Genomic DNA, 14,505 nt, shown 5'->3' with positions numbered 1-14,505 from the left:
ATGAAGACCAGTCCCTTGGCGTCCACCGGTTCGGCGTAGTATTCAACTACGCCGAACCGGTGGACGCCAAGGGACTGGTCTTCATGGATACACCCGGTTACGACCCCGTTTCGGCCACGGGCCAGGTGGCGGGTGGCGCCAATATCCTGTGTTTTACCACCGGGCGGGGCTCTGCTTTCGGCTGCAAGCCCACCCCTTCGATCAAGCTCGCTTCCAATTCCTACATCTTCGAAAAGATGGGGGAAGATATGGACATCAATTGTGGTGACGTGCTGGACGGTACGACGTTGCAGCAGAAGGGCGAGGAAATCTTCACCAGAATCCTCGCCGTCGCCTCCGGCGAGCGCACCAAATCGGAGCTTCTGGGTTATGGCGACAATGAATTCGTCCCATGGTCCATCGGCGCGACAATGTAAGCCCGAAAGCAGGAGATATCATGAAACTTGTTCGATATGGCGCCGCCGGCGCCGAAAGACCCGGCCTGATCGATGAGAACGGCATTTTGCGCGATCTCGCGGATCATGTCGAAGATATCGCCGGGAACGCACTCACCCCGAAAAAACTGGCTTTGCTTGCGGCAATTCCCGCCGACCGGCTGCCGCCTGTGGAAGGCGCGCCGCGTCTCGGCGCTTGCGTCGCGGGCACTGGCAAATTCATCTGCATCGGCCTTAACTATGCCGATCACGCCGAAGAATCCGGCATGGCGGTGCCGCCCGAGCCGGTCATTTTCATGAAGGCAACCTCGGCGATAACAGGCCCGAACGACGATATCCTCATCCCGCGCCATTCGACCAAAACCGACTGGGAGGTCGAACTCGGCGTCGTCATCGGCAGGACCGCCAAATATGTGAGCGCGGCCGAGGCGCTCGATCACGTCGCCGGTTACTGCGTGCTGCACGATGTCTCCGAACGGTCGTTCCAGACCGAACGGTCCGGGCAATGGACCAAGGGCAAATCCTGCGACACGTTCGGGCCGGTCGGCCCATGGCTGGTGACGAAAGACGAGATCGCCGATCCGCAAAATCTCAGGCTTTGGCTGAGGGTCAATGGCGAAACGATGCAGAACGGATCGACGCGCACCATGGTCTATGGCGTTTCCTTTCTGGTGTCCTATCTCAGCCAGTTCATGAGTCTGCATCCCGGCGACATCATTTCCACCGGCACGCCGCCGGGTGTCGGCATGGGCATGACGCCGCAGCGCTGGCTGAAGCCCGGCGATATCGTGGAACTCGGGATCGAAGGGCTCGGCATGCAGATCCAGCGTGTCCGGGCCGATATTTGAAGGGCAAGCGCATGGATGCCGCCGTCATCGATTCCCATCAGCATTTCTGGCGGATCGCACGCAGCGATTACGGATGGATGTCGCCGGCAATGGGCGAGCCGCTCTATCGGGATTATCTGCCGAGCGATCTCGCCCCGCTTCTGCGGCGCGCCGGCGTCCACCGCACCATCGTCGTGCAGGCGGCAGCGACCGAGGCGGAAACGGCTTTTCTTCTCGATCTGGCCGCCAGGGAAGATTTCATCGCCGGTGTCGTCGGCTGGCTAGACATGGAAGACCCGGCCTTTGCCGCCAAGCTGGATGCACTCGTCGACCATCCGAAATTCGTCGGCCTGCGCCCGATGCTGCAGGATATCGACGATGATGCCTATATTCTGCGCCCGGCGGTGCTTTCCAGTCTTAGCGCGATCCGTGACCGTAATATCGCTCTCGATTTCCTGACCTATCCGCGCCATCTTTCCCATGTGGCTAAGGCGCTGGAGGCGGTGCCTGGCCTCCGCACCGTCATCGACCATCTGTCGAAACCGCCTATCGCGACCGGGATAACCCAGGGCTGGGCGGACGACCTGCGCCGTGTCGCGCAGCATCCCAATGTGTTCTGCAAACTGTCGGGAATGATTACCGAGGCCTGCCGTGACAGCTGGTCACCGGACGACCTAGCGCCCTTCGTCGCACATACCGTCTCGGCGTTCGGGGCAAAACGGCTAATGTTCGGCAGCGACTGGCCGGTCTGCCTGCTTGCCGGCTCATATGCGGAAGTCATCAATGCGCTGCGCGCGGTTTTGCAGAACCACATTTCCCATGACGAGATGGCCGGCATTCTGGGGGGCAACGCTGCGCGATTCTACCGTCTGGACGGCGCGCGGAAATAAGTTCCGGCGGCAGGCGGGCATCAGCTGCGAACTCCACCGCGTCCTTGGGTGCTGGCAGAACCAGTTTGCCCTGCCGTGCCATCGTCCGCCAGGTCGACAGGTGGTTCGGCTTCAGGCCATGCAGCTTGGCGACTTCATTCACCAACGCGCCTGGCCGAAGACTTTCCGAAACGATCTGTGCCTTGACGTCATCGGGCCAATGCCGATGTGGCTCACCTCCAGACTTTCTGGTTGTGAGAATCTCCAATGTATTCTCCATGGAGAAAATCCCGTTTCTCATCCATGGATAGGCGATCACAGATCAATGCGGCGAAGACAATATGGCAGGGGAACATCGCTTACAGTGAAGTACGTGTTCGTTGCCCAGCATCAACAGCGATTTTCGGTGAGAATGATGTGCCACCTTTTCCGCATCCATCCCAGCGGGTTTTATGCCTGGCTTCGACGGCTTGGGAGGAGCGCGGCGAGACATGCTGTCCCAATCGGGTTGCCCGTCTGACGCGAATTTCCGCGATAAAGGCTCAGAGCTCCGCCTGGAGAGCGGGATCGAGTGAGAAGCCAGGCGACCACTAACGTCAAAGGCGGTCGCTGAAGGTGAGATCACGTACGGTGGCGATCCAGCTGCTTCCGGGCAGTTGAAAGAGCCCCATGTACCAGCTCCGGCATAGCTGGGCGGGTGCGTCATCCGGCTCATGAACGTGAGTGGATGAGGGATTGCGAGCGCGAGCGCGCGTTCGATCGGATCCGATACGGTGGCACAGGTATCGTATGTGACCAGGGGGCCTCAGTCGTGACCAATCAATGCCACAGGTCGCGCCGGAGACCAGCGATCGATCAACGCGAGGACGTCGCTAAGGGCTGAGAAGTTGAACGGCCCTGCGGTCGGGGTAGTCCGGAACGCCCTGCAAGACGATCGCCGGTTGACCATCGAAATCCCCACCGCGGCCATGCGGGGCATGCTGGTTTCGCGGCCCCCCGGCGGCCACGGCGGAATAGTCAGAGCCAGCGGCGAACCTCGGCCTTGTAGCGGCGATAGTCGTCGCCGAACTTCGCTTCGAGATAGCGCTCCTCTCGGGCAATCACTTGCGTCTGAACAACGATCAGCACCAACGGGAGCAAGGCGAAGGCGACCGGCCCGTCGAAGCCGATCGCAAGTCCGGCATAGACAAGTGCCATGCCGAGATACATGGGATTGCGGGTCCACCGATAAGGACCGCTCGTTGCGATAAGGGTCGTTGGCTGCGATGGCCGAACGTTGGTGCCCAGCCGCCGGAACAGCCCCGCCGCCGCAAGCATCACCGCCGCGCCGGCAACGGACAGCAGCGCGCCTGCTGCGACAAGCAACCGCCAGTCGATGCCGAAAGAGCGCAGGGTGACGAACCGCTCCGCCGCCAGCCCCAACAGCAGCGCTCCCAGATAGATGAAGGGCGGAGGGAAGCGCGCACCCGCGCTTTCCGGTTCGACGGCCATGCTCATCTCCAATCTGTGTTCAAACCAGCATCGACTGCTGGGCGAAGATGCCCGCCATCGCGCCTTGCCATGTTGCCGTGGTGACCGACGGGATTCCTGGGTTTGCGAGGTCGCCAGCGGCATAGATACCGGGCATGCTCGTTTCACGGCGCTCGTCGGTCTTGATAGCAAGACCGGTTGGCGTATTGACCGTGTCGAGACTCAGTGTTTCATGCAGGTTTGCGGACGGCTTGTTGCGCGGATGCGCGAACAGGATATCGACTGCGACATCGGGGCCGGTATCGAGCTTGATAGTGGCATTGTGGTCCCCGTGACGGGCGATCCCGGTGATGCGGCCATCAACGACAGGTACCTTTCGGCCCGCCAGATCTGCGCGGATGTCGGGTGCGATGTCGTGACCATCGGCGAAGACCGTCAAACTGTTGGTCCAATCGTGAAACAGCCTGACCTGATTCATCGACTGCGGACCGGACCAGACGAGGCCCCAATGCTGGCCGGCGACTTCAAAGCCGTCGCAATAGGGGCATGGGATGACGGATGTGCCCCAGCTTTCGGCAAAGCCTGGAACAGCAGGCATCTGGTCGACGACGCCATAGCTCAGGATCAGGCGGCGCGCGCCAAGGCTTTCGCCATCGCCAGTGAGGACGGAAAAATTGTCGATGGTACCGGAGATGCTGTCGGCACGGGCATTGAGCAGCCTGATCGCGGGATAACGCGCCAGTTGCTGCCGCGCCTCGGCCAGGATGTCTGATGGTGGCTTGTGATCGTGGCCGAGCACGCCATGCGAGCGGCCGGCAAAGCGGTTGCGCGGCAGGCCGGTATCGAGAACGGTGACCTTGCGGCGGGCGCGGCCGAGTTGCAGGGCAGCGGCGAGGCCGGCAAAGCTGCCGCCAATAATGATGACGTCATTCATGGTGATGGGTTCCTTGTTGTGGATGGAGGGAGTTGAGCTGGCGGTGGCCCGGGCGCCGGCGAGGCCGATGGTGGAAAGCGCGGCCAACTTCAGCAGGGCTCGTCGTTGCATGGCACCCTCGTGTTTCGCTTCATTCTTCGACTTGCTTATTTTCAAAACTCCATGGTATCCTAATTCAAGAATAACGATACTGTCAAGGACTGTAATTATGGTGACTGAAAATAGTCAGAGCCGGCGCGGCCGGCCTGCCAACGAAGCACTTGGTCAAACGATCGTCGACACCGCAGGCGAACTCTTTGCGGAACTGGGTTTTCAAGCGACGACATTGGACAAGGTCGCTCAGCGGGCGAAGATATCCAAACTCAGCATCTACAGGCACTTTGAGAACAAGGAGGCGCTGTTTGGCGCAGCGTTTGCGGCCCGCTGCCATCAATTAATACCGCAGGTCCTTTTTGAAGGCGTCGACGGTTCCGCCGAAGATCAGCTCATGGCGGTGGGATCATCCCTGCTTCGCACGCTTCTGCGCCCGGACGTCCGCAATGTCGAAGCCATGGTCATGGTCGACACACCGAACCAAAGGTCGTTAAGCAAGATCCATTACGAAGCCGGTCCCGCCCATATGATCGCCCAAATCGAGGCCCTGCTGCGTCAATTGCATGCGAAGGCGCTTCTGAATGTGCCTGATCCTGTCCAGTCCGCCCGCCTGTTTGCCGCGCTTTTCAAAGGCTCTGATCTTCTGATTATCGCACGCTTCGATGAGGCGAAAGCAGAGGACGACAACGAAATTGAATCCTATTGCCGGTCGGCCGTGGCCATGTTCATGGCCGCGCACCGTGGCAATGAACATGTGGGCCGATAGCCCGATTAAAGAACGTAGTAGAATGGGGACATGGCATGGCGGAAAAAAATGTTTACGAGGTAGCCGACTGGAAAGGCCAAAGCGGGGAGCGCTGGGTCGCTTACCAGGCCCGGCTCGATGCCATGATGGCGGTGTTCGGTCATGCCGCGATCGAAGCCGCCGCGCCCACTACAGGCGAACGCGTACTTGATGTTGGCTGCGGCGCGGGCGCGTCGAGTCTGGCGCTGGCCTCCCTTGTCGGCAGGCAGGGCCAAGTGCTGGGCGTGGACATATCGGAACCTCTGATCGCGCGAGCGCGCGAACTTGCGCCACAGGATGCGCCAGCCCATTATCTGGTTGCCGACGCCAGCAGCGCCGAGCTGCCAAAGGGGGCGTTCGACATTCTGTTCTCACGCTTCGGAGTGATGTTCTTCGACGATCCTGCCGCGGCCTTCACTCATATGCGCCGCGCGCTCCGGCCCCGAGGCCGGGTCGCTTTTGTCTGCTGGCGCGGCATGGCCGAGAACGATTGGGTGCGTTTGCCGATGGGTGCGATGAAGGGCATCCTCCCGCCGATGACGCCGCCCGGTCCGGAAGCCCCCGGCCCGTTCTCGTTTGGCGACCAGGAGCGTGTGGCGCGTATTCTAACGACGGCTGGTTTCACCGATGTCACTATCGCACCATTCGATGCCTCCATCCCGTTCGGCAAGGGGGAAACGCGGGATGCGGCCCTCGACGACGCAGTGAACATGACACTTGAGGTCGGCCCGCTGGCGCGCGCGCTCGTTGATCAGCCCGACGATATCCGCGCTCGCGCCTCGGCTGCGGTTCGTGCCACTTTCGCGGGTTGCCCCGGTGAGCGGTCAGTGATGATCGACGGCGCAGTGTGGATCGTCACCGCGCGCAATCCGGCAAGGTGACAGGGATTAACAGTCGGCGGGCAGCGTGCGGCGCGGGTCTCTTGAACGCAGTCGACGCCGCAATGATGCTTAAGGTCTGAGGGTCCGGCATGAAGGTGGCTATGCTCGGACCCTAACGTGTTCTAGCAGGCACGGCCGATATGATTACGCCGTTTTCCTTTACGGCAGAGTCCTATTCGGCGGCCAAGGCCCTGGTAAATTGCGACTCTTCCACAATCGTTTCGCGGTGGCTCCCTTGCTTTGGAGGCTTGATCCGGAACCACACGGCATACAGCGCCGGAAGGAAGAGCAGGATCATCACCGTCCCTGCCGCCGTCCCTCCAATCAGCGTGTAGGCCATTGATCCCCAAAACACCGAATGCGTCAGGGGTATGAAGGCCAGGACGGCTGCGAGCGCGGTCAGGATGACAGGACGTGTCCTCTGTACGGTCGCTTCGATGACGGCGTGATAGTCGTCGAGACCAGCCGCCTGGTTCTCCTTGATCTGCTCCGTCAGGATCAGCGTGTTGCGCATCAGGATTCCCGCCAGTCCGATCAAGCCGAGAATGGCGTTGAAGCCGAACGGTTGATTGAACAGGAGCAATGCCGGCACCACGCCGGCGAGGCCAAGCGGCGCCGTCAACATGACCATCGTCATCGTCGACAGACTGCGAACCTGCAGGATGATGACGATCAACATCGCCGCGATCATCAGCGGGAAAACCTGGACGAGCGCGACATTGGCCTTTTGCGACTCCTCGATATTCCCGCCCATCTCGATACGGTATCCGACCGGCAGCGATGCGATCAGCGGCTGGAGAGCCTCCATCACCTGCTGCGACACTTCCGGCGGTTGCGTAGCTTCATCGATGTCGGAGCGGATCGTGATGACTGGTGTCCTGTCGCGACGTTTCAGGATCGGCTCCTCGAGCCGGATTTCGGAGTGCCCGATCTGATCGAGTGGAATCTGGCGGCCATCCCGGCTCATCAGCGAGAAGTCAGCAAGGCGTGATGGATCGAGGCGGTTCTCGCCAGCACTTCTTGCCACCACGGGAACGTTGCGAATGTTCTCGCGCACCTGCGTGACCTGAATGCCGCTCAGCAGCAATTGCATCTGCTGGGCTGCCTCTGAAGTCGAAAGGCCGATCAGATTGAGCCGTTCCTGATCCGGGACAAAGCGCAGGACAGGCGTTCGGTTGCCCCAATCACGGTTGGCCTGCCGAACATCGGGAACGGTCTTCATGATCGCCAGAGCCTGCTCCGATATCTTGTAGAGTTCCTCCTGATCCGGTCCCATGATCCGAAACTCGACGGGGAACGGCGTATATGGCCCGAACACAAGCTGCGTGACGCGTACGGAAGCCTCTGGAACAAGACCGTCAGCGATTGCGGCGCGAAGGCGATGCTTCAATTTTTCTCGTGCATGGGCGTCAGGCGTAAGTACGACTATTTTGGCGAAAGCGGGATCGGGCAATTCCGGTGACATGGCGAAGAAGAACCGGGGTGCGCCCTGCCCGACGTAACTGGTGGCGATCTTTGTTTCGGGCTGGCTTTGTAGCCAGTCTTCGACTTTCGCCACTGCGGCCGTGGTGCTTTCGATGCTCGTGCCTTCAGGCATGCGCACTTCGACGAGAACCTCGGGACGGTCCGAAGTCGGGAAGAACTGCTGTTTTACACCTCCCATGCCGACAACCGAGACAGCCATCGTGATGCCAACCACGGCGCAGGTCATGAACTTGTGGCGAACCGCAATTTCGATGAGCGAGCGCAGGCGGCGGTAGTTCGGGGTATCATAGATGGCGTGGTGCCCGCCCTCGACCGGCTTTATATCAGGCAACATCTTGACGCCAAGGTACGGAGTAAATGTCACCGCGACGATCCAGGAAACGATGAGCGCGAAGCCCACGACCCAGAAAATGTTGCCGGCATATTCGCCGGCGCTCGACTTGGCGAAGCCCACAGGCATCAATCCAATGATGGTGACGAGTGTCCCCGACAGCATAGGCGCCGCCGTGTGGCTCCAGGCATAGGCCGCCGCCTTTATCCGATCCATCCCCTCTTCCATCTTCACCACCATCACCTCGATGGCGATGATGGCATCATCGACCAGAAGGCCGAGCGCAAGGATCAGCGCACCGAGCGTGATGCGATCGAAGAACCGGCCAGTCTCCAGCATGATGAGGAAGACGACGGCCAGCGTCAGCGGCACGGCAAGTGCAACAACGATGCCGACGCGCCAGCCCAGTGCGATCAGGCTCACGAACAGCACAACCCCAAGCGCCATGGCGAATTTCAGCATGAACTCGCCGACAGCCTCGTCGATGTTGACGGCCTGATCGCTGACCTTGGTGAGCGACATGCCCAGCGGCAATGTCTGCGCGATCGCGGCGGATCGAGCTTCAAGTGCCTTTCCGAGCTCAAGGCCATTCCAGCCCTGCTGCATAACCGCGGCCAGCATGATCGTCGGCTCGCCCTCATGGCGGATGATGTAGGTCGCGGGATCTTCATAGCCGCGCCGCACATCCGCCACATCGGAAAGCTTTACCGTTCGTCCGGCGGCCACGATCGGCGTGTCGGCGATAGCTTGTACGCTGTTATAGGCTCCGTCGAAACGAATGAAGACCTGCGGTCCGCGCGTATCGATCGAGCCAGCGGGCGTCACCGTGTTCTGTCTTTGCAAAGCTGTGGCGATATCCTGTGCGGATATTCCGAGCGTCGCCAGCTTGGCGTATGAGAATTCGACGAAGATCTGTTCGGGGCGTTCGCCCAGAATGTTGATTTTCTTGACGCCCGGAACATGAAGGAGATCCTGACGGATGACCTCGGCCTGTCGCACGAGGTCGCGCATCGGCATCCCCTTCGCCTTCAAAGCGTAAAGACCGAAACTCACATCTGAGTACTCGTCGTTGACGAACGGACCCATGACGCCGGGAGGAAGGTTTCGAGCTTCATCGCCAAGCTTCTTGCGCGCCTGATAGAACTCCTCTCCAACGGCAGACGCTGGTGTATTGTCCTTGAGCGTTACTGTGAGGAAGGCGTAGCCAGGCCGTGTCGTCGTCTCGACCCGGTCGTACCAGGTAAGTTCCTGGACGCGCTTCTCGAGTGGCTCAGCGACCAGATCCTGCATCTCACGGGCGGTCGCGCCGGGCCAGACGGACGTGACCGTCATTGTCTTGATTGTAAATGAGGGATCCTCGGCCCGGCCCAGCTTGACGAAGGCATAAACACCTGCAGCAGCCAGCAGAACGATGAAAAACAGGGTGATGGCGCGTTCGCGAACAGCGATGGCGGAAAGATTGAAGGTCATGGCTTTGCCACCTCTTGCTGCACGCCTATCCTGACTATCGCACCGTCCTGAAGGAGATGTGCGCCGAGTGCGACGACCTGCTGACCGACCGCGATGCCGGTCACGAACGCTGTCTCTTCGCCGATCCTCTTGATCTCGACAGGGGCGAAGTTCACGGTGGATGTGCCATTGCTGACAGTCCAAACTCCTGTGCGGCTGCCGTCGTCGAGGATGGCACCGACTGGAACAGCAACCTCTGACTGCCTGCTTTCGTCCGATATTTTGATGGTCACCGTCGAGCCGAGCGGAGCAGACGCAGCGGCGCCGTCGAGAACGTAACGTGCCTCGTATGTTCGGGTCTGCAGGTCGGCGGAATCGGAAATCTGTCGCAACCTGGCCTTTTCGCTGAGACTGTTACCTCCATAGACACTCGCCTGCGCTTCAGATCCAATATCCGGCCGCAAGGTTTCGGGTAGCCAGACAACCGCTTCACGCGGCCCGGCCTGCGCAAGTTGAATGACCGTCTGGCCCGCCGTCACCACCTGTCCTGGGTCTGCAAGCGCATCGACGACCGTTCCATCCGAATCGGCGACAAGAACGGTATAGGCAGCCGCATTTTCTGCCACCTTGGCGTCCGCTTCAGCCGCTTCAAGCTGTGCCGCGGCGGTATCGAATGCCGCTTTCGCCTGCTCATAACGCTGTTGAGTGGCCGCCAATCCATTTTTCACCAGCGTCGCATACCGTTTCTCATCCGCTTGCGCCTGGATCAGAACCGCCCGCGCTGCGGTAGCGGCATTGCGCTTTGCTGTCAGCGCGAGCTGAAGATCGGTTTCGTCGATCCGCATCAGGGGCTGGCCTCTTCTTACCTGCTGGCCCACATCGACCATCCGCTCGACGATCTTGCCCGGAACCCGAAAACCGAGATTGCTCTGTACCCGCGAAGCGACTGTACCGGTAAAAGAGCGCACCGCCGTTTCCGTCCTCATCGCCTCTGCCAGCTTCACCATTGGCGACGCAGTCCTTGGGTCTGCGACCTCGGCTTCCCGTTTTGGCGTTTGGAAAACCAGAAAGACGGCAGCGGCACCAGCCGCTGCCACCAGACCCGCGAAAGTCAGGACATGTTTGCGTTTCATTTTACGATCTTTTCTTGAGCAGAGGACATGGTTGAAACCCACCCATCGTCCCTCATATTTTTGGATACTATATAGTATCATAATTTAATAATTGGGATACTGTCAAGGACCGTAATTATTGAAACCGAAGATAGACAGGGCCGGCGCAGGCTGCCCGCTAGCGAGCAGCTGTTCAGCGCAGCGATCGCGGCACGCTGCCATCAGCTTACGCCGCAGGCCCTTTTGCGCCTGAAAACGATTGACAGCAGAATAATATGTATGTATGTCGCATTCATACTTCCTTAGAAAGTAAAGTATTGCCCACTAGCACTCGATTCGTCGTGGCCGTTCACACTCTCGCGATCTTGGCGATCCACGAGAGGCGCCCCGTGCGTTCCGAGGATCTGGCATTCAGCGCAAACACCAATCCAACCGTAATCAGATCTTTATTGTCGGCGCTGGCTAACGCTGGCTTCACAACAGCTCAACTCGGCGCAGGTGGCGGGGCGCTACTTGCTAAAAAGGCCTCCCACATCACCTTGGTGGATGTTTATCGCGCAGTGGAGGACAGTGAGTTCTTTTCCATGCATCGTTCGTCGCCGAGTAGCGTGTGCGTAGTTGGGAAAAATATCCAGAACGTGTTGCGCCCAACGCTGGATAAGGCACAGGCAGCATTAGAGGCCGAGTTGGGCAGCGTGACTATTGCGGATGTAGCCGCGGAGATAGCCCGCCGGGGTGATTTTGCGATCTCAAGCTAAAAATGCTGCTTATAAATGTAATCATGTCAATGGCACACTAGCTTTTGAGGGAATCAGTTAATGAGCATTTCTGTTATCGGGTCAGGTCCCATCGAATCGGTCTTGACACGACGTTTCGCCGCCAGTGGAATTGACGTGTCGATCACCAACAGCCGTGGTGCGTCCTCGTTGCGCGCGCTTGTGCAAGAACTCGGCCCTCATGTGCGGGCGGTCGATTTGCCTGAAGCATTAGAAGTCGATGCGATTATCTTGACCGTCCTTCATGCGACGGTGCCTGAACTTGCAGGAGAGATCGACTGGGCTGGTCGCACGGTGATCGATGCGACCAACGCGATCAACTTTAGTGATTTCAGTCCAGCAGACCTGGACGGTAGACTTGCATCGGACATCATAGCCGAGACCTTGCCAGGTACACGGGCCGTAAAGGCCTTTAGTACCCTTCCTACCGCCCTGCTGGAAAATCCGACAGAAGCGGGAGGCCGAAGGGTCATTTTGTATCTGGTAACGATGCGTCAGCACGCAAACCGGTCTCCGACCTCATTGTCCAACTTTGCTACGCGACAGTCGATCTTGGTGCAATCCAGGAAGGCGGTCGGCTGCAACAGTTTGGCGAAGATCTGCAGGGCCTGAACCTAACCCTAAAACCTTGACATTTGTTGAGGCAAATCAGGTGTCCACTAACGCCTTGCAAGAGCAGATCCTAGCGATCAGGCAATAGGCGGCGGACACCGTCCCCTTGGCCTTTCCGAGGGTGTCAACCCAAGTTTAAAGAACCACTATTTCAACCCAACCAAACGGCGTAGCTACCGAAGGAGAAGATCATGAGTGAAACACTGAACAAAGAATTGGCAGCAATCGAAGCGACCGCAGTTTCTTACTTGACCGCGTTCAACCGCGAGGACGTTGCAGGCGTTATAGCAACATATGCCGATGACGGTGTCTTAATGGGTCCCGGCAGGCCTTCGTCCACAGGCAAAGTGGAGCTCGCAAAGGTTTACCCCGGCGTGTTCGAGAAAATTGATTTCAATATGGCCTATGAAATCAAAGAGGTCGTGCAAACCAGCGCTGACTGGGCGTTTGTCCGCAGTGCGACCAATGGCACTGAAACCATCAAGGCAACTGGCGAGGTCGCGCCCGCGACATATGAAGAGCTGTTCCTGCTCCGGAAATCGGCTGATGGAGCTTGGAACATTGCGAGATACTGCACAACCAAAACGAGGTAGACAGCCTGATCTGCTCATATAAGCGACTGTTTGATGCGGACGCCTTCGCGCCAAGCTTTGTACTATTGGGGCGCGTCCGTCTGAAGGGCTTCACGGTATTGACCGGGTCCTCCGCCTTTGCGCAGAGAGTGAGCGCCGTGACCACTTTTCATGTGACAGGGCAAGCTTAGGAATTACGGAAAACGCGTCCTCAGGCTGGCGTAACCGATGTTGCTTGAGTGCAGAATATCTGCGCTCACTGACGCAACGTTCGAGGTCCAAGCGCCGCAACGAACACAAGCAAAGCAGCGACTATAAGCAGCGCTGTATCAAGGCCTGACATATGCGCCACACCGCCTATCGCCGCCGGCCCCATCAGGATGCCACTGTAGCCGATCGTGGTAATGCTGGCGATGGCGAGGCTGGCCGGCATGTGCTTCTGTGCTCCCGCAGCTGTATAGAGGACAGGTACAATATTTGATGCTCCCAGCCCGACCAGGAAAAAACCAGCCAGCGCGAGAAGTTGTATCGGCGCGAACACGGCCAGGATAAAGCCTGCGGCGCTGACGAAACTACCGATTACAAAGATCAGAGTTCCACCGACGACCTTCACGATCCCATCACCGGTCAACCGGCCGATAGTCATTGCACTCGCAAAAGCCGTGTAGCCGAAGCCCGCAATGGCGGGATCAAGGCCATGTGTCTCGATCATGAAGAGCGCGCTCCATTCGAGTACTGCGCCTTCAGCGAGGAACAGAATAAAGCACAAGAAGCCGATAACGATGACGACCCCGTTCGGCATAATGAAGTGCGGGGCGCCATCTGCGTCCCGATTGACGCAGGAGAGAAGAAACCGACGCGATACGACAACGAGGGAAACCACAGTCCCGCTAATGACAAGCGTCGCATATAGAGGCTCAAACCCTATATGCATAAGCAGGCTTACCCCACCCGCGCCGAGAATGCCTCCGAGGCTGAATATTCCATAGAAGCCCGACATCATATTGCGGCCGCTGTCCTTCTCGACCATCACCGCCTGGATGTTGGTTGCAACGTCAAGAGTGCCGAGGCTCGCGCCGAAGATCGTCAGCGAAATCGCAAGCGTCACGACGTCGTTCGAGAGTGCTAGCGTCGGCAGGATCAGGGCGACGGCGAGCGAGGATGTTACGAGCACCGCCCGACACCCGAAGCGGCTTGCCAAAAGTCCCGTAAGCGGCATCGCCACGATGGAGCCTAGCCCGAGGCAAAGAAGGACGAGGCCCAAGGTTCCTTCGTCAATTGCGGTTCGCGCCTTCGCGAACGGTACGAGCGGCGCCCAGGCCGCCATTGCAAGGCCTACCGCCAGATACATGGCTCGGGTCCCCCACTGTTCGGGACGACCGGCACGGATGGACGCATGTGTGGCGATTGGGCTGTTGTTGGCTTGAAAGGTCATTGGCAACTCGTCGAGGGTGCTTGGTAACGTTCGTGTAAGTCGTCCGCGACAAGAGGCGGCAGGCGCGGTGAGGCAAGGTCGAATTTCGATGAGGCGCAGGCGCGCGACATCATGGGCCGGGCACCAGTCATTGATGAGGTGGTTCATCACTTGAAGCGACAGGTTGCGACCGATAGACCGCGAGTTCATACCCGGCGATCCGCCCTAGCTGGCGATCACGGAATGGTCCTGTCGAGCCCACGGGGGATGCGTTTGTCCGCGTCGCAGAGCGGCTGGCCCGTGATCTTGCATAGTATCCCGGTCACTGTGTCCGACCTAATGACGAGGTTTCATCCGGACCATTCATCTGCTGTCGCCATGCGGGCATAACCAATGAGGGTTTCGGGCGTCTCTCACAGGTGCCGGAAAGGCGACTGTTCAAATCGGCGTGCACGGACACGA

At 59.1% G+C, this 14,505-nt stretch carries 13 protein-coding genes and 1 pseudogene; 8 read left to right on the top strand and 6 right to left on the bottom strand.

Features of this window, described 5'->3' with window-relative positions; genetic code table 11:
* The 3 genes and pseudogenes from O8B93_RS17075 to O8B93_RS17065 form a co-directional block, all read left to right on the top strand.
* Positions 1–416, top strand: a pseudogene (locus O8B93_RS17075) (UxaA family hydrolase); the annotation flags it as partial.
* A 20-nt stretch (positions 417–436) separates the two neighbouring features.
* A complete protein-coding gene (locus tag O8B93_RS17070) occupies positions 437–1,282 on the top strand; it encodes a fumarylacetoacetate hydrolase family protein (RefSeq protein ID WP_269711102.1) in 846 nt (281 codons plus the stop codon).
* Positions 1,283–1,293: 11 nt separating this feature from the next.
* A complete protein-coding gene (locus tag O8B93_RS17065; protein ID WP_269711101.1) occupies positions 1,294–2,151 on the top strand; it encodes an amidohydrolase family protein in 858 nt (285 codons plus the stop codon).
* On the opposite strand, the gene O8B93_RS27940 is transcribed toward O8B93_RS17065, so the two are convergent.
* The 3 genes from O8B93_RS27940 to O8B93_RS17050 all read right to left on the bottom strand — a co-directional run bounded on the left by O8B93_RS27940 (position 2,042) and on the right by O8B93_RS17050 (position 4,534).
* Positions 2,042–2,410, bottom strand: a complete 369-nt coding sequence (locus tag O8B93_RS27940) for a transposase (protein WP_405049068.1) — start codon at positions 2,408–2,410, stop codon at positions 2,042–2,044. The genes O8B93_RS17065 and O8B93_RS27940 overlap by 110 nt on opposite strands.
* Positions 2,411–3,147: 737 nt before the next feature.
* Positions 3,148–3,621: a methyltransferase family protein gene (locus O8B93_RS17055; protein ID WP_269711100.1), complete on the bottom strand. Its 474-nt coding sequence runs from the start codon at positions 3,619–3,621 to the stop codon at positions 3,148–3,150.
* Between the two features lie 19 nt (positions 3,622–3,640).
* Positions 3,641–4,534: an NAD(P)/FAD-dependent oxidoreductase gene (locus O8B93_RS17050; RefSeq protein WP_269711112.1), complete on the bottom strand. Its 894-nt coding sequence runs from the start codon at positions 4,532–4,534 to the stop codon at positions 3,641–3,643.
* Positions 4,535–4,745: 211 nt separating this feature from the next.
* Here O8B93_RS17050 and O8B93_RS17045 point away from each other — a divergent pair, with 211 nt between their 5' ends.
* Together O8B93_RS17045 and O8B93_RS17040 are read left to right on the top strand one after the other, a co-directional pair.
* On the top strand, positions 4,746–5,393 hold the full coding sequence (locus O8B93_RS17045; RefSeq protein WP_269711111.1) for a TetR/AcrR family transcriptional regulator: 648 nt from the start codon (positions 4,746–4,748) through the stop codon (positions 5,391–5,393).
* Between the two features lie 35 nt (positions 5,394–5,428).
* A complete protein-coding gene (locus tag O8B93_RS17040) occupies positions 5,429–6,292 on the top strand; it encodes a class I SAM-dependent methyltransferase (protein WP_269711099.1) in 864 nt (287 codons plus the stop codon).
* Between the two features lie 172 nt (positions 6,293–6,464).
* Here O8B93_RS17040 and O8B93_RS17035 read toward each other — a convergent pair whose 3' ends face one another.
* Positions 6,465–9,578 (bottom strand): efflux RND transporter permease subunit, encoded by a 3,114-nt coding sequence (locus O8B93_RS17035; RefSeq protein ID WP_269711098.1) that lies wholly within the window; start codon positions 9,576–9,578, stop codon positions 6,465–6,467.
* A complete protein-coding gene (locus O8B93_RS17030; RefSeq protein WP_269711097.1) occupies positions 9,575–10,690 on the bottom strand; it encodes an efflux RND transporter periplasmic adaptor subunit in 1,116 nt (371 codons plus the stop codon). Before O8B93_RS17030 ends, O8B93_RS17035 begins: the two co-directional genes overlap by 4 nt.
* A 254-nt stretch (positions 10,691–10,944) precedes the next feature.
* Between O8B93_RS17030 and O8B93_RS17025 the strand changes: the two genes are divergently transcribed.
* The 3 genes from O8B93_RS17025 (at position 10,945) to O8B93_RS17015 (ending at position 12,650) form a co-directional block, all read left to right on the top strand.
* Positions 10,945–11,427 carry an Rrf2 family transcriptional regulator gene (locus O8B93_RS17025; RefSeq protein ID WP_269711096.1) on the top strand — a complete coding sequence of 161 codons (483 nt, stop codon included), beginning with the start codon at positions 10,945–10,947 and terminating at the stop codon, positions 11,425–11,427.
* A gap of 60 nt (positions 11,428–11,487) precedes the next feature.
* Positions 11,488–12,057 carry an NADPH-dependent F420 reductase gene (locus tag O8B93_RS17020; protein WP_269711095.1) on the top strand — a complete coding sequence of 190 codons (570 nt, stop codon included), beginning with the start codon at positions 11,488–11,490 and terminating at the stop codon, positions 12,055–12,057.
* 191 nt (positions 12,058–12,248) lie between these two features.
* Positions 12,249–12,650 carry a YybH family protein gene (locus tag O8B93_RS17015; RefSeq protein WP_269711094.1) on the top strand — a complete coding sequence of 134 codons (402 nt, stop codon included), beginning with the start codon at positions 12,249–12,251 and terminating at the stop codon, positions 12,648–12,650.
* Positions 12,651–12,885: 235 nt separating this feature from the next.
* Here the strand turns inward: O8B93_RS17015 and O8B93_RS17010 are convergent, their stop codons facing one another.
* Positions 12,886–13,980: an MFS transporter gene (locus O8B93_RS17010; protein ID WP_269711093.1), complete on the bottom strand. Its 1,095-nt coding sequence runs from the start codon at positions 13,978–13,980 to the stop codon at positions 12,886–12,888.
* Between the last annotated feature and the right edge of the window lie 525 nt (positions 13,981–14,505).

It is taken from the genome of Martinezella rhizogenes (assembly GCF_027460065.1).
Lineage (GTDB): Bacteria > Pseudomonadota > Alphaproteobacteria > Rhizobiales > Rhizobiaceae > Agrobacterium > Agrobacterium rhizogenes_C.
Note: the sequence above shows the minus strand (reverse complement) of the source record. Positions and strands in the feature narration are given on the sequence as shown.